Genomic DNA, 20,817 nt, shown 5'->3' on the forward strand with positions numbered 1-20,817 from the left:
CCAAGGACCGTGATCGACGTGAAGGTCGGCATCCCCCGCGAGGTCAAGAACAACGAGTTCCGGGTGGCCATCACCCCCGCCGGCGTGCACGAGCTGGTGCGCAACGGCCACCAGGTCGTCATCGAGCGCAACGCCGGTGTCGGGTCGTCGATCACGGACGACGAGTACGTCGCCGCCGGGGCGCGGATCCTGGAGACCGCCGACGAGGTGTGGGCCACCGCAGACCTGCTGCTGAAGGTCAAGGAGCCGGTCGCCGAGGAGTACCACCGCCTCCGCAAGGACCAGACCCTCTTCACCTACCTGCACCTGGCCGCGTCCAAGGAGTGCACGGACGCCCTCGTCGCCTCCGGCACCACCGCGATCGCCTACGAGACCGTCGAGCTGCCGAGCCGCGCCCTGCCGCTGCTCGCCCCGATGTCCGAGGTCGCGGGCCGGCTGGCCCCGCAGGTCGGCGCCTACCACCTGATGCGCGCCAACGGAGGCCGTGGCGTCCTGCCCGGCGGCGTCCCCGGCGTCACCCCGGCCAGGGCCGTCGTCATCGGCGGCGGTGTGTCGGGCTGGAACGCCACCCAGATCGCCGTCGGCATGGGCTTCGACGTGACGCTGCTGGACCGCGACATCAACAAGCTGCGTGAGGCCGACAAGATCTTCGGCACCAGGGTCAAGGCCGTCATGTCCAACTCCTTCGAGCTGGAGAAGGCCGTCCTCGAGGCCGACCTCGTCATCGGCGCCGTGCTCATCCCGGGCGCCAAGGCCCCGAAGCTGGTCACCAACGAGCTGGTGTCCCGGATGAAGCCCGGGAGTGTCCTTGTCGACATCGCGATCGACCAGGGTGGCTGCTTCGAGGACTCCCGTCCCACCACCCATGCCGAGCCGACCTTCCCGGTGCACAACTCGGTCTTCTACTGCGTCGCCAACATGCCGGGCGCGGTGCCCAACACCTCCACCAACGCCCTCACCAACGCCACGCTGCCCTACATCGTCTCGCTCGCCAACAACGGCTGGGTCGAGGCGCTGCGCCGTGACCCCGCGCTCGCCAAGGGCCTCAACACCCACGACGGCCAGGTCGTTTACCGCGAGGTCGCCGAGGCGCACGGCCTGGCGCACGTGGAGCTGGAAACGCTCCTCGGCTGACCGGTCCGGGCAAGTCACCTCGCCGTAAAGGCGATACGTCAACACGCCGCGTCAATGGCGCACCAACGGCCGGACCTTGCCCGACAAGGTCCGGCCCGATGTGTGTATGGTCACTTTGCGGCTCTCGGTCAACTCGCGTCGAACGTAACCCTTCGACCGATTCGCACGCCGGTGAAGCCTGCTGTGCGACGGTCGTACGCCCTTGACAGTCGGATGTTTCATTGTCGACACATCGAGTCGGGTACGGCGGATTGTGTTGCTGCGAACACCCGACACGCCATAGAGTCGCCAACCGTCGGCATGGTGCCACGCTGACCTTGTCTAGAAGTTTCCTGGTCACCAAGGAGGTAAGACGACTTGTGAATGAGTCGACATTTTCTCCCGGGGGTGGTCAACCAGGAATGCCTACGCGGAGTCAGGGCTCCACGGGGCTCGAGGCTGTCGGCTCCGTCGCTGTCCGAACCTTCGCAGCCCACCAGAGCCAGTCAAACCCCCACACGGCTCTGTCAGCACACCAGAGCATGGATGGCCATCACGTGAACGCCATGGCCGGCGACGGAAGTGGCGCGCCCCGCAACCACTTCGCCGACTACGACGAACTGCCCGAAGGGCACTTCTACGACCCCGACGCCGAGTACGAGCCCGACCCCGAGTACGCGGCCACACTCGCGCCCGACGCTGCCCGCCAGCGCCGCGAGCGCATCGGCCCGACCGGTCGCCCGCTGCCGTACTTCCCGATCCCGGGACCGCTGACCAACCACGGTCCCGCGACGATCATCGCCATGTGCAACCAGAAGGGCGGCGTCGGCAAGACCACGTCGACCATCAACCTGGGTGCGGCGCTCGCGGAGTACGGACGCCGGGTACTGCTCGTGGACTTCGACCCGCAGGGCGCGCTGTCGGTCGGTCTGGGCGTCAACCCCATGGAGCTCGACCTCACGGTCTACAACCTGCTCATGGAGCGGGGGATGTCGGCCGACGAGGTGCTCCTGAAGACGGCGGTCCCCAACATGGACCTGCTGCCCAGCAACATCGACCTGTCCGCCGCCGAGGTCCAGCTGGTCTCCGAGGTCGCGCGCGAGTCGACGCTCCAGCGGGCACTGAAGCCGCTGATGGACGACTACGACTACATCGTGATCGACTGTCAGCCCTCGCTCGGCCTGCTCACCGTCAACGCGCTCACCGCCGCCCACAAGGTGATAGTGCCGCTGGAGTGCGAGTTCTTCGCGCTGCGCGGTGTCGCCCTGCTGACGGAGACCATCGAGAAGGTCCAGGAGCGCCTCAACCCGGAGCTGGAGCTCGACGGGATCCTGGCGACCATGTACGACTCGCGCACGGTGCACAGCCGTGAGGTGCTCGCGCGGGTCGTCGAGGCCTTCGACGACCACGTCTACCACACGGTCATCGGGCGCACGGTCCGTTTCCCGGAGACCACGGTGGCCGGTGAGCCGATCACCACCTACGCCTCCAACTCCGTCGGTGCCGCCGCCTACCGCCAGCTCGCCAGGGAGGTGCTCGCCCGGTGTCCCGCCGAGTGAGTCTGCCGGGGGCCGACGAACTCTTCCGTACGACAGGGGGAATGGCGCTCCAGCCGTCCGCACCCCGGCGCCCCGCCAACGGCGAGGCCCGGGTTCCCGCTCCGGCGGGGGACAGCGACGGTGCGGCGCCCGGTTCCGCCGAGAACGCGCCGCACGCCGTGCCCGCACAGGGCGGGGACGGCGAGGGCGCCGAACACGCGGCGGCCGGCGCCGAGCAGGGCGGCACCCGGGGCACCGGGGAACGCTCCGGCCCGCGTCAGGGCCCGCAGGAAGGTGCTGCCGCCCAGGCCGACGCCCAGTCGCGCAAGCGCGGGCGGGCCGCCGCCCGCCGGCCCAGTGGCCGGGAGCGGCACGACGAGAAGATCACCGTGTACGTGTCCGCCGAGGAACTGATGGACCTGGAGCACGCCCGTCTGGTGCTCCGCGGCGAACACGGACTCGCGGTCGACCGCGGGCGCATCGTCCGCGAGGCGGTCGCCGTGGTCCTCGCCGACCTGGAGAGCCGCGGAGACGCCAGCATTCTCGTACGACGGCTTCGCGGACGGTAGCGGTAGCCTGCGGGGGCCATGACCTCGAACGATCCCGCCCCCCGTTCCGGCGCACCAGCCGGCCGTCGGCGTGCGTTGGGGCGGGGACCGGGAGCGGCACCTCCGGAACCGGAGGAGCAGCCCGAGACGGCCGTACCGGAACCCGTTCCGGTACCGGTACCGGTCAGGGACCCGGCCGACGGCCCCCCGGAGCCCCCCGACGGCGTCTTCAAGGTCCGGCTCGCCAACTTCGAGGGCCCCTTCGACCTGCTGCTCCAGTTGATCTCCCGGCACAAGCTGGACGTCACCGAGGTCGCGCTGTCGAAGGTCACCGACGAGTTCATGGCGCACATCCGGGCGATGGGCCCCGACTGGGACCTCGACCAGACGACCGAGTTCCTCGTCGTCGCCGCGACGCTGCTCGATCTGAAGGCGGCCCGTCTGCTGCCCGCCGCGGAGGTCGAGGACGAGGCGGACCTCGCCCTCTTCGAGGCCCGTGACCTGCTCTTCGCCCGGCTGCTGCAGTACCGCGCGTACAAGCGGATCGCCGACATCCTCCAGGAGCGGCTGGAGGTGGAGGCCCGCCGCTATCCGCGGACCGTCGGCCTGGAACCGCACCACGCCGAGCTGCTGCCCGAGGTCGTCATCAGCATCGGCGCGGAGGGCTTCGCGAGGCTCGCGGTCAAGGCGATGCAGCCGAGGCCCAAGCCGCAGGTGTACGTCGACCACATCCACGCCCCGCTGGTCAGCGTGCAGGAGCAGGCCGGGATCGTCGTCGCGCGGCTGCGGCAGCTCGGCGAGGTGAGCTTCCGCACGCTCGTCGAGGACACCGACGACACCCTCACCGTCGTGGCGAGATTCCTGGCCCTGCTGGAGCTGTACCGGGAGAAGGCCGTCGCCCTCGACCAGGAGACCGCCCTCGGGGAACTCCTGGTGCGCTGGACGGGCGGGCACGGGGAGGACCCGCCCAGGGTGACCGACGAGTTCGACCGGCCGCCGGAGAAGACGGAGGAGGAGAAGAAGCCGTGAGCGAGGACACCACAGAGGCCCCGGCCGGGCCGCGTACCGCCGCCGGCCTCGACCTCAAGCCCGCCCTGGAGGCCGTCCTGATGGTCGTGGACGAGCCCGCGGCCGAGGAGCATCTCGCGAAGATCGTGGAGCGCCCGCGCCGCCAGGTCGCGGACGCGCTGCGCGAGCTGGCCGACGAGTACACCGTGCAGGGGCGCGGCTTCGAGCTGCGGTTCGTCGCGGGCGGCTGGCGCTTCTACACCCGCGCCGAGTACGCCCCGGCCGTCGAACGGTACGTCCTGGACGGTCAGCAGGCCCGGCTCACCCAGGCGGCGCTGGAGACCCTGGCGGTGGTCGCCTACCGCCAGCCGGTCAGCCGCAGCAGGGTCTCCGCGGTCCGCGGAGTGAACTGCGACGGCGTGATGCGCACCCTCCTCCAGCGCGGTCTGGTCGAGGAGGCGGGCACGGAACCCGAAACAAGTGCGATCCTGTACAGGACGACGAACTACTTCCTGGAGCGGATGGGCCTGCGCGGTCTGGACGAGCTCCCGGAGCTCGCGCCCTTCCTCCCGGAGGCGGAGGCGATCGAGGCCGAGACCCAGGAAGCCGTACCGTCGTTCGATCCGGACGCCCCGGATGCGGACGACGGTCCCACGACGGACACGACGACGACGGAAATCTGATGCGAAGCAGCGGTAGCGGTAGCGGCAAGAGCGGTGGGCGCGGCAACCCCCGCGGCGCCGGCAACAACAGGGGCCAGAAGCAGGGCCAGGGTCGGGGGCAGGCTCAGGGCCGTGGCCAGGGCGGTCGTGGCGGCCAGGGCGAGGCTCAGGGCCGGCCCAGCAAGCCCCGCCCCGAGGAGCGCCGCTACGACGTGGGCCCCGGCGCGTCGCACGAGGGCCCGAAGGCCGGTCGCGGCGGCGCGGCCCGCGGCGGTGCCAAGGGCGGTCCGAAGAAGCCCCAGCAGCGCGGGCCGTCGGTCCCGGCGACCTCGCGCGAGTACGAGACGCGGGCCGAGGAGCGCAACCGCGAGCGGTACGCGAACAAGAAGGACGTCAAGCTGCCCAAGACCTTCCCGGGTGCCGAGCAGGAGGGCGAGCGGATCCAGAAGATCCTCGCGCGCGCCGGCTACGGCTCCCGGCGGGCCTGCGAGGAGCTGATCGAGCAGGCGCGGGTCGAGGTCAACGGCGAGATCGTCCTGGAGCAGGGCAAGCGGGTCGACCCGGAGAAGGACGAGGTCAAGGTCGACGGCCTGACCGTGGCGACGCAGTCGTACCAGTTCTTCTCGCTGAACAAGCCCGCCGGTGTCGTCTCCACGATGGAGGACAACGAGGGCCGGCAGTGCCTCGGCGACTACGTCACCAACCGTGAGACCCGGCTGTTCCACGTCGGGCGGCTCGACACCGAGACCGAGGGCGTCATCCTGCTCACCAACCACGGTGAGCTGGCCCACCGGCTGACGCACCCCAAGTACGGCGTGAAGAAGGTCTATCTCGCGCACATCGTGGGCCCGATCCCGCGTGACCTGGGCAAGCGGCTCAAGGACGGCATCCAGCTGGAGGACGGGTACGCGAAGGCGGACCACTTCCGGGTCGTCGAGCAGACCGGCAAGAACTACCTCGTCGAGGTCACCCTCCACGAGGGCCGCAAGCACATCGTGCGCCGGATGCTCGCGGAGGCCGGTTTCCCGGTCGACAAGCTGGTGCGCACGGCCTTCGGCCCGATCACCCTGGGCGACCAGAAGTCGGGCTGGCTGCGCCGGCTGTCGAACACCGAGGTCGGCATGCTGATGCAGGAAGTGGACCTCTAGAGAGCCTCGACGTCTGGAGAGCCTCGACCTCCAGGCGCCTTGTGGGAGCGGCCGGTTCCGGATTTCCGGGCCGGCCGCTTTCTTGTGCCCGGACACCGGCCAGGTTTATAGTCGGTACGACTATTAAAGGGGGTGAGGCGGATGCGGGGCTACGACAAGTACGCCTTCGAACCCTTCGCCGTCACCGTGGACCTCGCCGTCCTCACCCTGCGGGCGGGCGCCCTGCACGTCCTGCTCGTCGAGCGCGGGCAGGAGCCGTACCTCGGCCACTGGGCGCTGCCCGGCGGGTTCGTGCTGCCGGACGAGTCCGCCGAGACCGCGGCCCGGCGCGAACTCGCCGAGGAGACCGGCCTCGCCGACGTCTCCGGGCTCCACCTGGAGCAGCTGCGCACCTACAGCGAACCCGACCGCGACCCCCGGATGCGGGTCGTCTCCGTCGCCTTCGCCGCCCTGCTCCCCGACGCTCCCGAACCGCGCGGCGGCGGCGACGCGGCCCAGGCGCGCTGGCTGCCGTACGACGGCACCGAGCCGCTCGCCTTCGACCACGACCGGATCCTGGCCGACGCCCACGAACGGGTCGGTGCCAAGCTCGAGTACACCTGCCTCGCCACGGCCTTCTGCCCGCCCGAGTTCACCCTCGGCGAGCTCCAGCAGGTCTACGAGACGGTCTGGGGCACCGGCCTGGACCGGCCCAACTTCCGCCGCAAGGTGCTCGCCACCCCCGGCTTCGTCGAGCCCGTCCCCGGCGGCGGCGCGCGGCTGACCGGCGGCCGCGGCAAACCGGCCGCCCTCTACCGCGCGGGCACCGCCACCACCCTGCACCCACCCCTGCTGCGACCGCCCCGGGAAGGACGTTCCGCATGACCACCACGACCGTCAGGAAGCGCGCCGCGACGGGGGCCCTGCTGGGCCTCGCGCTGGGGGACGCGCTCGGGTTTCCGACCGAGTTCAACGATGTCCCCTCCATCCTCGCCAAGTGCGGGCCCTGGCGGGAGATGGAGCTGCCCAGGCGGGCCTTCGTCTCCGACGACACCCAGATGACGCTGGCCGTCGCGCGGGCCCTGCGCACGGCCATGGACCGCGGGCTGCTCGTTCCGGCCCGGCTGGAGCGGCCGCTGCGCGAGGAGTTCGTGGACTGGTACCAGTCGCCCGAGAACAACCGCGCCCCCGGCCGGACCTGCCTGACCGCCTGCGACCTGCTGAGGGACGACAGGCGGCTGTGGCAGGACGCCAGTCAGATCGGCTCCAAGGGCTGCGGCGCCAACATGCGCGTCGCGCCCCTCGGCCTCGCCCCCGGCCTCAGCGACGAGCAGCGGGCCGGTGCCGCCCAGCTCCAGTCCGGCCTCACCCACGGCCACCCCACCGCGCTCGCCGCCTCCGACCTGACCGCCCACGCCGTACGGCTGCTCGCGGAGGGCGCCGAACCGGTGGGCCTGGTCGGGCTGCTGCGGTCGTACGCCCTCGACAACCGCACCCGCTACCACCACCGCTGGCTCGGCGACCTGTGGACCCGCTCCCAGGACCCGACGCCGGAACACTTCATCGCGCGGGGCTGGGACGACTGCCTGGGCGTCCTGGAGCGGCTCCAGGAGGCTCTGCGCAGCCCCTCACCGGAGACGGACCCGTGCCTGGCCACGGGGGAGGGCTGGATCGCCGAGGAGGCGCTGGCGACCGGGCTGCTGTGTTTCCTGCTCTTTCCCGACGAACCGGTCACCGCGCTGCGCCGGGCCGCCTGCTCCGCCGGCGACTCCGACTCCATCGCCTGCCTGGCCGGCGCCTTCGCGGGCGCGCACGCCGGGTCCGACGCCTGGCCGACGGAGTGGGCGGACCGGATCGAGCACCAGAGCGAACTGGTCACCCTCGGGGCGCTGTGGGACCACTGACCCCGCTCACGCCAGCGTGATGGCGTCGCCCTTCACCGTGATCTTCCGCGCGGGCAGCGGCTCGGTCGCCGGGCCGCCCGCCACCGCTCCGTCGGCGATCCCGAAGCTGCTCCGGTGGCAGGCGCAGTTGATGGTGCCGTCGGCGACGGTCGCGACGATGCACCTCTGATGGGTGCAGATCGCCGAGAACGCCTTGAAGTCGCCCCGCGTCGGCTGCGTCACCACGACCTTCTCGTCCTTGAAGATCTTGCCGCCGCCGACCGGGATGTCGGCCGTACTCGCCAGCTCCTGACCGGGGGAGGGGGAGGCTCCGGACGAGTCGCCGCTGTCGTCCTGTTCCCCGCAGCCGACGGCGAGCGCCGCCGCGCCCGTCGCGAGGAGAACCGTCCGGCGAGAGGCGGGGAGGGTCATGTCGTCACTCCGAAAGTGCGGAAGGAACCAGAGGATGAGTCCGAGGGACAGAGTGACACAGAACACCCGACGCGGACCGGCGGCGGCGGAGCGCGTACGGGACGCGTCTCAGCGGGCGGGCGCCGTGTTCCGGGCCGGTCCGGGCTGACTACGCTGGACGGCGAACACAGACGGAGAGAGTCGTCACCAACATCAGCGAGGAGCAGCGCCGTGGCGGTACGAGCGGTCCGGGGGGCCGTCCAGCTGGACAGGGACGAAGCCGGACACATGGACGAGCAGGTCGGGGCGCTGCTCACCGCCGTCATGGAGCGGAACTCCCTCAGCGCCGACGACCTGATCAGCATCTGGTTCACGGCCACACCCGACCTGCACAGCGACTTCCCGGCCGCCGCCGCGCGCAAGCTGGGCATCGTCGACGTACCGCTGATCTGCGCCCAGGAACTCGACATCCAGGGCGCCCTGCCGAGGGTCGTCCGCCTCCTCGCGCACATCGAGTCGGACCGGCCCCGCTCGGAGATCAACCACGTCTACCTCGGCGCCGCGGCCGCCCTGCGCAAGGACATCGCCCAGTGAGAACCGCGCTCGTCATCGGAACCGGACTCATCGGCACCTCCGCGGCCCTCGCCCTCGCCCAGCGGGGCGTCGTCGTCCACCTGGAGGACCACGATCCCGAGCAGGCCCGTACGGCCGCGGCGCTCGGCGCCGGCACCGACGACGCCCCCCAGGGCCCGGTCGACGTGGCCATCGTCGCCGCCCCGCCCGCCCATGTGGCCGCCGTGCTCGCCGACGCCATGCGCCGGGGTGTGGCCCGCGGCTACCTCGACGTCGCCAGTGTCAAGGGCGGACCGCGCCGGGAACTGGAGGCGCTGGGCCTCGACCTGTCGGCCTACCTCGGCACCCACCCCATGTCCGGACGCGAGAAGTCCGGTCCGCTGGCCGCGACCGCCGACCTCTTCGAGGGCCGCCCCTGGGTGCTCACGCCGACCCGCGACACCGACACCGAGGTACTCAACCTCGCCCTGGAGCTGGTCTCGCACTGCCGTGCCGTCCCCGTGGTCATGGACGCCGACGCCCACGACCGGGCGGTGGCGCTCGTCTCCCACATGCCCCACCTGGTCTCCAGCATGGTCGCCGCACGCCTCCAGAACGCCGAGGAGGCCGCCGTACGGCTGTGCGGGCAGGGCATCCGGGACGTCACCCGGATCGCCGCCTCCGACCCCCGCATGTGGATCGACATCCTCTCCGCGAACCCCGGGCCGGTCGCCGACCTGCTCGGCGACGTCGCCGACGACCTCGACGAGACGGTCCGGGCGCTGCGGGCCCTCCAGTCCTCCGACGAGGACAAGCGCCGCGAGGGCGTCGGCGGCATCGAGGACGTCCTGCGGCGGGGCAACGCCGGTCAGGTCCGGGTCCCCGGCAAGCACGGGTCCGCTCCGCGGGCGTACGAGGTGGTGGCGGTGCTCATCGACGACCAGCCGGGGCAGCTGGCCCGCATCTTCGCCGATGCCGGGCGGGCGGGCGTCAACATCGAGGACGTACGCATCGAGCATGCGACGGGGCAGCAGGCGGGTCTGGTGCAGTTGATGGTCGAGCCCAAGGCGGTGGGTGTGCTGGGCGCCGCGCTGCGGGAGCGGGGGTGGGCGCTGCGGCAGTAGGCAACCGGTGTCCGGGTGGGCGCCGCCGGGGGCCGCGTGCGTCGGGAAGTGCCCTCCCGGTGGCCGTCGGCCGGATGAGTGACCCGCACCCAGTAACCTTGTGCGGGGCGCATTCTCGTCCCGTAGCCCACCGCCTCGCACCAGGAAGGTGTCCTCCCGTGGAAAACGGCGCCGCCCAGCCCGTGATCGTCGCCATCGACGGTCCCTCCGGCACGGGCAAGTCGAGCACGTCCAAGGCCGTGGCCGCCCAGCTGGGGCTGAGCTACCTGGACACCGGTGCCCAGTACCGGGCGATCACGTGGTGGATGGTCAGCAACGGGATCGACATCGAGGACCCCACGGCGATCGCCGCCGTCGCCGGGAAGCCCGAGATCGTCTCCGGCACCGACCCGGCGGACCCGACGATCACGGTCGACGGCACGGACGTGGCCGGCCCGATCCGCACCCAGGAGGTCACCTCCAAGGTCAGTGCGGTGAGCGCCGTACCGGAGGTGCGGGCGCGGATCACCGAGCTTCAGCGATCGCTGGCGGCCTCCGCCGAGCGGGGCATCGTCGTCGAGGGGCGTGACATCGGGACGACCGTGCTGCCCGACGCCGATCTGAAGATCTTCCTCACCGCCTCGCCGGAGGCCCGCGCGGCCCGCCGCAGCGGTGAACTGAAGGGCGCGGACGTGATCAGCACCCGCGAGGCGCTGATCAAGCGGGACGCGGCCGACTCCTCGCGCAAGACCTCCCCGCTCGCCAAGGCGGACGACGCCGTCGAGGTGGACACCACCGAGCTGACGCTGACCCAGGTCATCGAGTGTGTGGTCACCCTCGTCGGGGAGAAGCGGGCGGCGAAGTGAGAGAACTGCCCTCGGAGCGGGGTGCGGAGGTCGGGCGGCGCATCGGCGTCGGCCTGATGTACGGCTTCTGGAAGCCGCGGGTGCTGGGCGCCTGGAAGGTTCCGGCGACCGGTCCCGTGATCTTCGCCGTCAACCACTCCCACAACATCGACGGGCCGATGGTCATGGGCGTGGCGCCCCGGCCGACGCACTTCCTGATCAAGAAGGAAGCGTTCATCGGCCCCCTCGACCCGTTCCTGACGGGCATCGGGCAGCTCAAGGTCGACCGGGACACCACCGACCGCAAGGCCATCACCCGCGCGCTGGGCGTGCTGGAGTCCGGCGGCGTTCTCGGTATCTTCCCGGAGGGCACGCGGGGCGAGGGCGACTTCGCCTCGCTGCGCGCGGGGCTCGCCTATTTCGCGGTGCGCAGCGGGGCGGCGATCGTCCCCGTGGCCGTACTGGGAAGCACCGAGCGGCGCGGACGGTTGTTCAAGGGGCTGCCCCCGCTGCGGTCCCGCGTCGACGTCGTCTTCGGCGACCCGTTCGAAGCGGGCGACGGCAGCGGGCGGCGTACGCGCAAGGCGCTGGACGAGGCCACCGAGCGCATCCAGAAGCAACTGGCCGCCCACCTGGAGCACGCCAGACGGCTCACCGGCCGGCCGGCGGACGCGGGATAGCGGCACGACAGAACGGAAACGCCGGGCGTCCGGGCGGACGCTGGGCGACACTGAGTAGTGGATCAAACCGCCGAAAACGGGTGCTCCACCGATCACCACGAATGAACGCAGAGGTACGGACTTCATGAACGACCACATCCAGCCCGACGGCTCGGACTCCTTCGAGCACGACCACGGGGCACTCGGCGACGCCGAGTACGCGGAGTTCATGGAGCTCGCCGCGGTAGAGGGCTTCGACGTCGAGGACGTCGAGGGAGCGATCGAGGCCGCAGGGCACGGACCGCTGCCGGTCCTCGCCGTCGTCGGCCGCCCCAATGTCGGCAAGTCGACCCTCGTCAACCGGATCATCGGGCGGCGCGAGGCGGTCGTCGAGGACAAGCCGGGCGTCACCCGTGACCGCGTGACCTACGAGGCCGAGTGGGCGGGCCGCCGCTTCAAGGTCGTCGACACCGGCGGCTGGGAGCAGGACGTCCTCGGCATCGACGCCTCCGTGGCCGCACAGGCCGAGTACGCGATCGAGGCCGCCGACGCCGTCGTCTTCGTCGTCGACGCCAAGGTCGGCGCGACCGACACCGACGAGGCGGTCGTACGACTGCTGCGCAAGGCCGGCAAGCCCGTCGTGCTGGCCGCCAACAAGGTGGACGGCCTCAGCGGTGAGGCGGACGCGGCCTACCTGTGGGCCCTGGGCCTCGGCGAGCCGCACCCCGTCTCCGCGCTGCACGGCCGCGGCACCGGCGACATGCTGGACGCCGTCCTGGAGGCGCTTCCGGAGGCGCCCGAGCAGACCTTCGGCACGGCGGTCGGCGGCCCGCGCCGCATCGCCCTCATCGGCCGCCCGAACGTCGGCAAGTCCTCGCTGCTGAACAAGGTGGCCGGCGAGGAGCGCGTCGTCGTCAACGAGATCGCGGGCACCACCCGTGACCCGGTCGACGAGCTGATCGAACTGGGCGGTGTCACCTGGAAGTTCGTCGACACGGCCGGCATCCGCAAGCGGGTCCACCTCCAGCAGGGCGCCGACTACTACGCCTCGCTGCGCACCGCGGCCGCTGTGGAGAAGGCCGAGGTGGCGGTCATCCTGATCGACGCCTCCGAGTCGATCTCCGTGCAGGACCAGCGGATCGTCACCATGGCGGTGGACGCGGGCCGCGCGATCGTGCTCGCCTTCAACAAGTGGGACACCCTCGACGAGGAGCGCCGCTACTACCTGGAGCGGGAGATCGAGACCGAGCTGGCCCAGGTGGCGTGGGCGCCGCGGGTGAACGTCTCGGCGCGCACCGGACGGCACATGGAGAAGCTGGTCCCGGCGATCGAGACGGCCCTGGCCGGCTGGGAGACCCGCGTCCCCACGGGCCGGCTGAACGCCTTCCTCGGCGAGCTGGTGTCGGCCCACCCGCACCCGATTCGGGGCGGCAAGCAGCCGCGCATCCTCTTCGGCACCCAGGCCGGCACCAAGCCGCCGCGGTTCGTGCTGTTCGCCTCCGGCTTCATCGAGGCGGGCTACCGGCGCTTCATCGAACGCCGGCTGCGCGAGGAGTTCGCCTTCGAGGGCACGCCGATCCACATCTCGGTGCGGGTGCGCGAGAAGCGCGGCAAGAAGAAATGACCTGACGAGACGACACGGCCGGAGGGCGGCACCCGCAGTGGGTGCCGCCCTCCGGCCGTGTCACGCCTGTCTGCCTGTCTGCCTCAGCCGCTCCGCCGGGGCGCCGGGGGCAGCGCCGGGATGTGGTGCATCCCGGTGGGCGTGTGCTGCTGCCCGACCTGCCCGACCTGCCCGACCTGCCCGACCTGCCCGAGCGGGCCGACCCGCTGCCACTGGGACTGCGACTGCGGCTGTGCCTGTACCTGTGACTGTCCCTGCGACGGCTGTCCGAGCCGGGCGCTCTGCGCGCCCGCGCTGTAGGCGCTGTACGAGCTGCTGAACGACCCCGGCCGCGGCACCGCGTACGACCCCGTGCTGTACGGGATGTTCCCGAAGGCGGTGAACCCCAGTTCGTCCTCGCCGCTGCGGTCACCCGGCAGGGAGCGGAACGACTTGACGTACTCGGCGTAGAGCGTGTCGTAGATCGGCGTGGCCGAAGGGCCGCCATGGGAGTCCTGGGCCGGTCGCGCGGACGGGATCGGGTAGGACTGGCGGCGGGGAACGTCGTAGGTGTGCACGTATGTCCAAACGACGTGTGAGGTCAAGGGATGCGGCCGGTGGACGGCCTTCGGGGGCGCGGCGGTACGGCCGCGTCCCCCGCCCTGCGGGCTCAGGTTCCGGCGAGGGGCAGCGCCGCCCCGACCAGCTTTCCGTTCGCCGCCGCCTTGTCCAGCGCGCCCCGCAGCAGGTCCTCCCTGGGCTGGCGGCCGATCGAGCCCACCGGTGCCGCGAACATCAGCACCTGCTGGTGCTTGTTGGCGGCGGCCCGCCAGCCCTCCGTCACCTGCAACGGCTGGTGGGCCTGCCACCAGGCCATCGGCTGGCCGCCGTTGACCGAGGGCTGGAGCACCGCGTGCAGCTGACCCATCGCCAGCAGCACGGACCAGCCGTGCTGCACGGGCGGCACCTCGGACAGCTCGGACAGCGGCATGAAGCCCTGCTCGATGAGCAGCGGCAGGAAGTCGTCACCGATGTCGGTGGCGCCGGGCCGCACGATGGGCGCGGTCGGTTCCACGACCAGGGCCGGGTGCAACTCCCCGGAGATCAGGACGAGTCCGCTCGTCACGCCGAGCACGGCCTGCTCGGGAACGACCTTGTCGGGGTCCAGGTCGACGGTGTCGCCGCTGATCGAGCGGACGGCGCCCTGGAGCTGCTCCTCGGTGACCTGGACGACCTGCGAGGGCAGGCAGGAGGCGTGGGCGAAGGCGAGGACGGCGGTGTCGTCCCCGATGAACAGGACGGTGCTGGTGCGCTCGTGCTCGGAGTCGCCCGGGGTGCGGCAGGACGTGCAGTCGTAACTGCCCGGGGCGTTCTCTCCGGCGAGCAGCCGGTCGGCTTCTTCGGCGCCGATCTCGGCGCGTACCTCGTCGCTGACGTCGAGCATGCGCGGCACGGGTGACTCCCTCGGATGCGGTGCGTGGGCGGGCCGGGTGGCTCCCCGGCTCATGCAGAAGACAACGGGCGAGCTGTGGCGGGGGTCACGCTGCACGGCGAAGCGAATCGAACCCGCCTGCGCGCTGGGTCACCTGACGTGCGGAATCGGCCACTCAACGTCAAGTAACGAGAGGGTTACGGTCGTTGGATGTGTGAGGTGGAGCACAGGGCAACCGGGAGGTTGGTCGACAAATCCGGAAATCAGGGAATGAAGTGGGTGTCCTGATCTCGCCGATACCGGCGGTAACGGCGAACTGGCCTGCGGCGAAGGCGAGTTGATTGATAACGGGCTGTCGGAGACCTAGATTGCTCGGCCGTGTGCAGCGAGCACCGCCCGGGTACGTCCGCCGGCCGCGCAGAGCGGGACAGCGCGCAGTACCACCGCCGCCGGACGGGGCGGAGCACGACGACCGCGTTCCCGCGCGGACGGCGTGCTCCGACCAGGGGGAGACCCGGGTTCGTAGAGAGGGATCTACATGTCCGAATGTGCCGATGACACCCGCGTCGACGCTCGCGCCGCCAAGGCGCGTACGACAGCGGTCCTCGCCGGGGCGGCGCTTCTCGCCCCCCTCGGACTGCTGGCAGCCGGCGGCAACGCCGCCGCGGCGGACGCCGGAGTGTGGGACCGCATCGCCCGGTGCGAGAGCGGCGGCAACTGGCACATCGACACCGGCAACGGTTACTACGGCGGACTCCAGTTCTCCGCGTCCACCTGGCGCGCCTTCGGCGGCACGGCCTACGCGCCGACCGCCGACCGGGCCACCAGGGAGCAGCAGATCGCCGTCGCCACCAAGGTGCAGCGCTCCCAGGGATGGGGCGCGTGGCCGACCTGCTCGACACGCGCCGGGGCCTCCGGGAGCGTGCCCACGGCCAAGAGCGGTCCGGCCAAGAGCGGCTCCTCGAAGAGCGGCTCCTCCACGAACGGCTCCTCGAAGAGCGGCTCGTCGACGAACGGTTCGGCCAGGAACGGCTCCTCGAAGGCGGCCGACGCCGCCGAGCGTTCCACCGGGCACGGCTCCCGTGGCACCTCCCCCCGCGGCGACGGCGACTACACCGTCCGTACCGGCGACACGCTCAGCACGATCGCCGCGCGCCGGGGGACCACCTGGCAGCGCGTCTACGCCGCGAACAGGACGGCCATCGGCGGGAACCCCGACCTGATCATGCCGGGCCTGCGGCTGAACTTCTGACGCCCGGCCCCGCGGCCCTGTCCGGCGTGCACACCGGACAGGGCCGCCCGGCCCCGCTCACGAGCCCGCCTGGTGCTTCTCCGGCTCCGGCTGCGGGATCTCCGCCGCGAACTCGGGATAGTGCAGGTCGAACGCCGGGGACTCCGAGCGGATCCGGGGCAGCGCGGTGAAGTTGTGCCGGGGCGGCGGGCAGGAGGTCATCCACTCCAGGGAGCGGCCGAAGCCCCAGGGGTCGTCGACCTCGACCTTCTCGCCGTACTTGGCGGTCTTCCACACGTTGTAGAGGAACGGCAGCGTGGACAGGCCGAGCAGGAACGCGCCGATCGTGGAAACGGTGTTGAGAGCGGTGAAGCCGTCCGCGGCCAGATAGTCCGGGTAGCGGCGCGGCATGCCCTCGGCACCCAGCCAGTGCTGCACCAGGAACGTGGTGTGGAAGCCGACGAACAGAGTCCAGAACTGGATCTTGCCGAGCCGCTCGTCGAGCAGCTTGCCGGTGAACTTCGGCCACCAGAAGAAGAACCCGGCGAAGATCGCGAAGACCACCGTGCCGAAGACGACGTAGTGGAAGTGCGCGACGACGAAGTACGAGTCGGTGACGTGGAAGTCCAGCGGCGGTGACGCCAGGATGACCCCGGTCAGACCGCCGAACAGGAACGTCACCAGGAAGCCGGTCGCCCACAGCATCGGCGTCTCGAAGGACACCGAGCCCTTCAGCATGGTTCCGGTCCAGTTGAAGAACTTCACGCCCGTCGGCACCGCGATCAGGAACGACATGAAGGAGAAGAACGGCAGCAGCACCGCGCCGGTGGCGAACATGTGGTGGGCCCATACGACCACCGAGAGCCCGGTGATCGCCATCGTCGCGCCGACCAGGGTCAGGTAGCCGAAGATCGGCTTGCGGCTGAAGACCGGGATGATCTCCGTGATGATCCCGAAGAACGGCAGCGCGATGATGTACACCTCGGGATGCCCGAAGAACCAGAACAGGTGCTGCCACAACAGCGCTCCGCCGTTGGCCGCCTCGAACACCTGCGAGCCGAACCGCCGGTCCGCCTCCAGCACCAGCAGCGCCGCCGCCAGCACCGGGAACGCCAGCAGGATCAGGATCGACGTGAACAGCGTGTTCCAGGTGAAGATCGGCATCCGGAACATCGTCATGCCGGGCGCGCGCATCCCGATGATGGTGGTGATGAAGTTGACCGCGCCGAGGATCGTGCCGAAGCCGGCCAGCGCCAGCCCCATGATCCACAGGTCGGGGCCGATGCCGGGGGAGTGCGTCGCGTTGTTGAGCGGCGCGTAGGCGAACCAGCCGAAGGCGGCGGGCCCGTCGGGCACCAGCAGCGAGCCCGTCACGATGAGTCCGCCGAACAGGAACAGCCAGTACGACAGCATGTTCAGCCGGGGGAAGGCCACGTCGGGGGCGCCGATCTGGAGCGGCATCAGCTCATTGGCGAAGCCGGCGAAGGTCGGGGTCGCGAACAGCAGCAGCATGATGGTGCCGTGCAGGGTGAACAACTGGTTGAACTCCTGGTTGCTCACGATCTGCAGCCCGGGGCGGGCCAGTTCGGCCCGCATGATCAGCGCCATGACCCCGCCGATCAGGAAGAACGCGAACGACGTGATCAGGTAGAGGTGCCCGATCTTCTTGTGGTCGGTGGTGGTCAGCCAGTCGACGACCACCCGTCCCCGCCTCCCGCCCACGGCGCGTGCCGTCGCCGGTACGGTCTCCGTCCCCATCGCTCGCTCGCCCCTTCGCTCGTCGTGCCCCGGGCCCTGCGGCGCCCGTGCCGCACGGGTGCCCGCGAGCTGTCGCCATGATGCTGGCGCCGCCACGCGCCCGACAGAGGGCGTACGGAGGTTGTGTGGGGGAGCCGTGTATTTCCTATGAGGACTCGGCTCCCGCGGAACCCGGCGGAATCGGAATGGAACGGGGTCCGGGAACGGTTCTCCGGGAACTTTCCGCCGGGTAATTGAAGGGGCCGGTACGACACGCGGAAATGCCGGTCGAATACCTGCGGAAGGCGTACGGAACCGCCCGTTCGTGTGACGGATGCGAACGGAAACGCGTGTCGTGATCCTGTGACAGAAGTGTGACCGGAGTGATCCACATCTCCCGTTCGGGGTTCCCGGAACGGCTGCCCCGGCCTAGCGTTACGGGTATGGCACCGATTCCCACTCCGCCAGCGGAGCCCCAGGACAGTCCGGACGGATATGTCGGCCTCGAGAACGACCGGGCCGAGCGGCTCGCCCGTGAGCGGGGGTGGTCGACGGTGCGCTCGCTGGCACCCGGGACGATCATCACGATGGAGTACCGGGTGGGTCGGCTGAACTTCGAGGTGCGCGAGGGCCGGGTGACGCGGGCCTGGAAGGGCTGAGACGCGCGGGGCCGGGTCTGTGCGTACCGGTGGCCCCGCGCGAGCAGGTCAGCCGCCGGTCAGGGGACGGGCGGCCGGGGTGGACGGGGTGTTCGGGCCGTGCGGGAGCCGGTCCGCGTGCGGCGGGCGGCGGCTGCCGACGGGGGCACGGTCCGCGCGGCCCGTGTGCGGGCCGGGGGCGAGGTAGACCGGCGCCCTGGGCGGACGGGTCGCCGCCTCGCAGGCGGCGGTGGTCTCGTCCGTCCGGCCGGCCGGGGCGCGCTGCTTGAGCGGGACGGCCACCGGGACCGGGGTCGGGGCCGACGCGGGCGCCGTACCGGTGCGGCGGGCGCGCCAGCGGTCGCGCAGCGTGAAGATCCAGGTCTCGGCGCGCGCGATCAGCGGCTCGCACCAGGGCAGCGCCAGCAGGATCAGCAGACCGGCGGCCCAGCCGAGGACCACGTCGCTCAGCCAGTGCGTACCGAGGTAGACCGTGGCGAGACCGACACCCAGCGAGGTCACCGCGGAGAGGGCCGACAGCCAGCGGCGGGCTCGCGGGGTGGAGGCCAGATAAGCCAGGATTCCCCAGGTCACGACCGCGTTGGCGGTGTGGCCGCTGGGAAATATATCGCCGCCCAGACCCATCTCGTTCGAGCCGATGGTGGTGGCGTAGTGGGGGCCGAGACGGCCCATGCCGATCTTGGCGGCGCCCACCGTGATGTTCAGCAGCAGCAGCGACGCACCGAGCGTGAGCAGCGGCCGCAGGGTGTGCTGGCGCCAGGATCTCCAGCCGAGCCAGGCGCAGATCATGACGGCGGTGGGCCCGCGCTGGCCGAGGACCACGTAGTAGTCGACGAACCAGTGGATTTCGGACCACTGCTGGTACGGCCGGAAGAACATGACCTGCCAGTCGAGGCGGACCAGCCACGAGGTGGTCACCACGAGCCACACGATGGCCAGGTAGAAGGCCAGGGTCGCCGAGAACAGCGCGACCCGGTGCCTGCTCATCTGCGGCACGTCGATGTGGGCCGGCCGTTCCGGCTCACGGTCCAGCCTTGCGAACACCCGGTCCAGACGGGTGAGGTTTTGTTCGGTACGCACCCAATCGACGTTACAGCGGGTGAGTGCAGTTCCCCGCCGAATCCACGGCTTTGTGATGACGATGTGATGTGGGATTGCTCTCAGAAGGGCACTTATTCCGCTGGAATCAGCAATCCCCGAACACTGTTCCGTTCAATTCCTTTGATCATTCCGGAGGGCAGTTTTAGCTGACTTATGAATGCGTTCACCGAATGCATGGCCGCCATTCTCCGCCCGCTCACCCGACCGCCCGGAGCGGTCAGGGCGGGCCGGAGCCGTTCAGCCACCACGCGCCGTACACCGCCGACGCCACCGCGACACCGCCCACGACCAGCGCCGATCGCCAGGGCCGCAGTCGGGCGAGGGGCAGGGCGAGGGGGAACAGCAGCGGGAAGGCGGGCAGCAGCAGACGCGGTTTCGAGCCGAAGTAGCTCGAGGCGCACAGGGCGAGCGCGAGGACGATCCCCGTGTACACCAGCAGCGGGAGCGGTTGGCGCCCGCGCGCACCGGCGACGTACAGGCGGATCAGCAGGGCGACGCCGATGATCAGGGCGAGACCGGCGAAGGCGGACGGAATTGACGTGAACTTGTCGATGATGAAGCGGGCGAAGGCGTAACCGCCGTCGAAACCGTTGCGCCAGCCCGCCTGGACGTCGAGATAGCCGAGAGGGCCCTTCCCGGTGCGGCGGCCGACCCAGAGGACGTAGCCGGTCGCGCCCAGGGGCGCGAGGAGGAGACCGAGGGCGCGTGGTGCGATGCGCGCGCCCTCCGCGTCCGCCGTGCTCCGCTCTCGCACGAACGAGACCACGCCCGCAACCCACACCGCGGCCACCACGGCGAGTCCGACCGGACGGGTCAGGCCGGCCAGCGAAGCCAGCAGACCGGCGGTCACCCAGCGGCCGGTGAGGAGCGCGTACAGCGACCAGGCGGCCAGCGCGGTGAAGAGTGACTCGCTGTACGCCATCGACTGCACGATCCCGACCGGCAGCACCGCCCACAGCAGGACCGCGCACACCCCGGCCCGCAGCCCGTACAGACGGTCGGCGACCGCGAAGATCCCCCAGGCCGCGGCGAGCGAGGCGAACAGGGAGACGGCGAAACCGGCGTCGGCGTACGACAACGGGGTCACCGCCGAGACCAGCCGCTCCAGCCACGGCAGCAGCGGGAAGAAGGCCAGGTTGGAGTGGATGTCGCCGTTCGGCAGGCGCACCTCGTAGCCGTAACCCAGCTCGGCGACCCGGGTGTACCACAGGGAGTCCCAGCGGGCCGTCAACAAGGTGTAGGCGCTCTTGTCCCGCGCGGCGCTCCACGCGGCGAGGGCGAGCAGCCCGAGGACGCGCACGGCCGCGTACCCCAGGAGGGCGGGGGCAGCCCGGCGCAGGGCCGCGGGGCCGGACGGCGCCACACGGGTCTCGAGATCGGTCACGGTGCGATTATCGGCGGGGCCCGGAAGCGGAGCGTGCGCCGGGGTGCGACGGGCCGTGAGGGGAGTGGCGTACGCCACATGGTTGTCCGGGGGCTGTGAGAGGTCCGCCACGTGGACGACGCGCGAACTCGCGTACGCTGCGTGTCACTCGTCGTTCAGTGCGCGGGCCGGAGACCACCGCTCCTCTCCGGCCGAGCCCCGGGGAGTCCCCACCCCGCGAG

21 protein-coding genes are annotated in these 20,817 nt (G+C 70.9%); 15 read left to right on the forward strand and 6 right to left on the reverse strand.

The genetic code is table 11. The features are described 5' to 3' along the window. Positions 1-9 precede the first annotated feature (9 nt). The 8 genes from ald to ACFWJX_RS31180 all read left to right on the forward strand — a co-directional run bounded on the left by ald (position 10) and on the right by ACFWJX_RS31180 (position 7,900). The gene (gene ald / locus ACFWJX_RS31145) at positions 10-1,134 is read left to right on the forward strand and encodes an alanine dehydrogenase (protein WP_383249658.1); all 1,125 of its coding nucleotides are present in this window, start codon (positions 10-12) and stop codon (positions 1,132-1,134) included. Between the two features lie 401 nt (positions 1,135-1,535). Further along, entirely contained in the window at positions 1,536-2,672 is a 1,137-nt protein-coding gene (locus tag ACFWJX_RS31150; RefSeq protein WP_383249659.1) for a ParA family protein, read from the forward strand. After that, positions 2,657-3,220 (forward strand): hypothetical protein, encoded by a 564-nt coding sequence (locus tag ACFWJX_RS31155; protein WP_383249660.1) that lies wholly within the window; start codon positions 2,657-2,659, stop codon positions 3,218-3,220. The genes ACFWJX_RS31150 and ACFWJX_RS31155 overlap by 16 nt, the downstream gene beginning before the upstream one ends. Before the next feature lie 18 nt (positions 3,221-3,238). Then, the gene (locus ACFWJX_RS31160) at positions 3,239-4,228 is read left to right on the forward strand and encodes a segregation and condensation protein A (RefSeq protein WP_383249661.1); all 990 of its coding nucleotides are present in this window, start codon (positions 3,239-3,241) and stop codon (positions 4,226-4,228) included. Then, positions 4,225-4,890, forward strand: coding sequence for an SMC-Scp complex subunit ScpB (scpB, locus tag ACFWJX_RS31165; RefSeq protein WP_383249662.1), 666 nt, complete (start codon positions 4,225-4,227; stop codon positions 4,888-4,890). Before ACFWJX_RS31160 ends, scpB begins: the two co-directional genes overlap by 4 nt. Next, complete coding sequence (locus ACFWJX_RS31170) at positions 4,890-6,017, forward strand: pseudouridine synthase (RefSeq protein WP_383249663.1); 1,128 nt, start codon at positions 4,890-4,892, stop codon at positions 6,015-6,017. Before scpB ends, ACFWJX_RS31170 begins: the two co-directional genes overlap by 1 nt. 141 nt (positions 6,018-6,158) lie before the next feature. Further along, entirely contained in the window at positions 6,159-6,881 is a 723-nt protein-coding gene (locus ACFWJX_RS31175) for an NUDIX domain-containing protein (RefSeq protein WP_383249664.1), read from the forward strand. Then, positions 6,878-7,900, forward strand: a complete 1,023-nt coding sequence (locus tag ACFWJX_RS31180) for an ADP-ribosylglycohydrolase family protein (protein WP_383249665.1) — start codon at positions 6,878-6,880, stop codon at positions 7,898-7,900. Before ACFWJX_RS31175 ends, ACFWJX_RS31180 begins: the two co-directional genes overlap by 4 nt. 6 nt (positions 7,901-7,906) lie before the next feature. Here the strand turns inward: ACFWJX_RS31180 and ACFWJX_RS31185 are convergent, their stop codons facing one another. Continuing rightward, positions 7,907-8,311, reverse strand: a complete 405-nt coding sequence (locus ACFWJX_RS31185; protein ID WP_383249666.1) for a Rieske (2Fe-2S) protein — start codon at positions 8,309-8,311, stop codon at positions 7,907-7,909. Between the two features lie 210 nt (positions 8,312-8,521). Between ACFWJX_RS31185 and aroH the strand changes: the two genes are divergently transcribed. The 5 genes from aroH to der all read left to right on the forward strand — a co-directional run bounded on the left by aroH (position 8,522) and on the right by der (position 13,073). Beyond that, positions 8,522-8,884, forward strand: a complete 363-nt coding sequence (gene aroH / locus ACFWJX_RS31190; RefSeq protein ID WP_383249667.1) for a chorismate mutase — start codon at positions 8,522-8,524, stop codon at positions 8,882-8,884. Next, complete coding sequence (locus tag ACFWJX_RS31195) at positions 8,881-9,966, forward strand: prephenate dehydrogenase (RefSeq protein ID WP_383249668.1); 1,086 nt, start codon at positions 8,881-8,883, stop codon at positions 9,964-9,966. The genes aroH and ACFWJX_RS31195 overlap by 4 nt, the downstream gene beginning before the upstream one ends. 158 nt (positions 9,967-10,124) lie before the next feature. Next, positions 10,125-10,811 carry a (d)CMP kinase gene (gene cmk / locus ACFWJX_RS31200; RefSeq protein WP_383249669.1) on the forward strand — a complete coding sequence of 229 codons (687 nt, stop codon included), beginning with the start codon at positions 10,125-10,127 and terminating at the stop codon, positions 10,809-10,811. Then, entirely contained in the window at positions 10,808-11,470 is a 663-nt protein-coding gene (locus tag ACFWJX_RS31205) for a lysophospholipid acyltransferase family protein (RefSeq protein WP_383249670.1), read from the forward strand. The genes cmk and ACFWJX_RS31205 overlap by 4 nt, the downstream gene beginning before the upstream one ends. A gap of 124 nt (positions 11,471-11,594) precedes the next feature. After that, positions 11,595-13,073, forward strand: coding sequence for a ribosome biogenesis GTPase Der (gene der, locus ACFWJX_RS31210; protein WP_383249671.1), 1,479 nt, complete (start codon positions 11,595-11,597; stop codon positions 13,071-13,073). A gap of 83 nt (positions 13,074-13,156) precedes the next feature. Here der and ACFWJX_RS31215 read toward each other — a convergent pair whose 3' ends face one another. Both ACFWJX_RS31215 and ACFWJX_RS31220 read right to left on the reverse strand, forming a co-directional pair. After that, positions 13,157-13,630 (reverse strand): hypothetical protein, encoded by a 474-nt coding sequence (locus ACFWJX_RS31215; RefSeq protein WP_383249672.1) that lies wholly within the window; start codon positions 13,628-13,630, stop codon positions 13,157-13,159. 92 nt (positions 13,631-13,722) lie between these two features. Further along, entirely contained in the window at positions 13,723-14,505 is a 783-nt protein-coding gene (locus tag ACFWJX_RS31220; protein ID WP_383249673.1) for a hypothetical protein, read from the reverse strand. Between the two features lie 517 nt (positions 14,506-15,022). Here ACFWJX_RS31220 and ACFWJX_RS31225 point away from each other — a divergent pair. Further along, positions 15,023-15,736 carry a transglycosylase family protein gene (locus ACFWJX_RS31225; protein WP_383249674.1) on the forward strand — a complete coding sequence of 238 codons (714 nt, stop codon included), beginning with the start codon at positions 15,023-15,025 and terminating at the stop codon, positions 15,734-15,736. Positions 15,737-15,793: 57 nt separating this feature from the next. Here ACFWJX_RS31225 and ctaD read toward each other — a convergent pair whose 3' ends face one another. Next, entirely contained in the window at positions 15,794-17,473 is a 1,680-nt protein-coding gene (ctaD, locus tag ACFWJX_RS31230; protein WP_383249675.1) for a cytochrome c oxidase subunit I, read from the reverse strand. Positions 17,474-17,895: 422 nt separating this feature from the next. Here ctaD and ACFWJX_RS31235 point away from each other — a divergent pair, with 422 nt between their 5' ends. Then, entirely contained in the window at positions 17,896-18,111 is a 216-nt protein-coding gene (locus ACFWJX_RS31235; RefSeq protein WP_073497842.1) for an I78 family peptidase inhibitor, read from the forward strand. 48 nt (positions 18,112-18,159) lie between these two features. Here the strand turns inward: ACFWJX_RS31235 and ACFWJX_RS31240 are convergent, their stop codons facing one another. Together ACFWJX_RS31240 and ACFWJX_RS31245 are read right to left on the reverse strand one after the other, a co-directional pair. Further along, positions 18,160-19,191, reverse strand: a complete 1,032-nt coding sequence (locus ACFWJX_RS31240; protein WP_383249676.1) for a phosphatase PAP2 family protein — start codon at positions 19,189-19,191, stop codon at positions 18,160-18,162. A 238-nt stretch (positions 19,192-19,429) separates the two neighbouring features. Then, the gene (locus tag ACFWJX_RS31245; protein ID WP_383249677.1) at positions 19,430-20,596 is read right to left on the reverse strand and encodes a mannosyltransferase family protein; all 1,167 of its coding nucleotides are present in this window, start codon (positions 20,594-20,596) and stop codon (positions 19,430-19,432) included. Between the last annotated feature and the right edge of the window lie 221 nt (positions 20,597-20,817).

It is taken from the genome of Streptomyces sp. NPDC058335, from assembly GCF_042723915.1.
Taxonomy (GTDB): domain Bacteria; phylum Actinomycetota; class Actinomycetes; order Streptomycetales; family Streptomycetaceae; genus Streptomyces.

What these genes read in the sequence shown, in the direction of transcription:
- ACFWJX_RS31180 (WP_383249665.1), top strand. Translation starts at nt 6,878, where the DNA reads ATGACCACCACGACCGTCAGGAAGCGCGCCGCGACGGGGGCCCTGCTG.
- ACFWJX_RS31175 (WP_383249664.1), top strand. Translation starts at nt 6,159, where the DNA reads ATGCGGGGCTACGACAAGTACGCCTTCGAACCCTTCGCCGTCACCGTG.
- ACFWJX_RS31170 (WP_383249663.1), top strand. Translation starts at nt 4,890, where the DNA reads ATGCGAAGCAGCGGTAGCGGTAGCGGCAAGAGCGGTGGGCGCGGCAAC.
- ACFWJX_RS31235 (WP_073497842.1), top strand. Translation starts at nt 17,896, where the DNA reads ATGGCACCGATTCCCACTCCGCCAGCGGAGCCCCAGGACAGTCCGGAC.
- ACFWJX_RS31185 (WP_383249666.1), bottom strand. Translation starts at nt 8,311, where the DNA reads ATGACCCTCCCCGCCTCTCGCCGGACGGTTCTCCTCGCGACGGGCGCG.
- ACFWJX_RS31150 (WP_383249659.1), top strand. Translation starts at nt 1,536, where the DNA reads ATGCCTACGCGGAGTCAGGGCTCCACGGGGCTCGAGGCTGTCGGCTCC.
- ACFWJX_RS31160 (WP_383249661.1), top strand. Translation starts at nt 3,239, where the DNA reads ATGACCTCGAACGATCCCGCCCCCCGTTCCGGCGCACCAGCCGGCCGT.
- der (WP_383249671.1), top strand. Translation starts at nt 11,595, where the DNA reads ATGAACGACCACATCCAGCCCGACGGCTCGGACTCCTTCGAGCACGAC.
- ctaD (WP_383249675.1), bottom strand. Translation starts at nt 17,473, where the DNA reads ATGGGGACGGAGACCGTACCGGCGACGGCACGCGCCGTGGGCGGGAGG.
- ACFWJX_RS31225 (WP_383249674.1), top strand. Translation starts at nt 15,023, where the DNA reads ATGTCCGAATGTGCCGATGACACCCGCGTCGACGCTCGCGCCGCCAAG.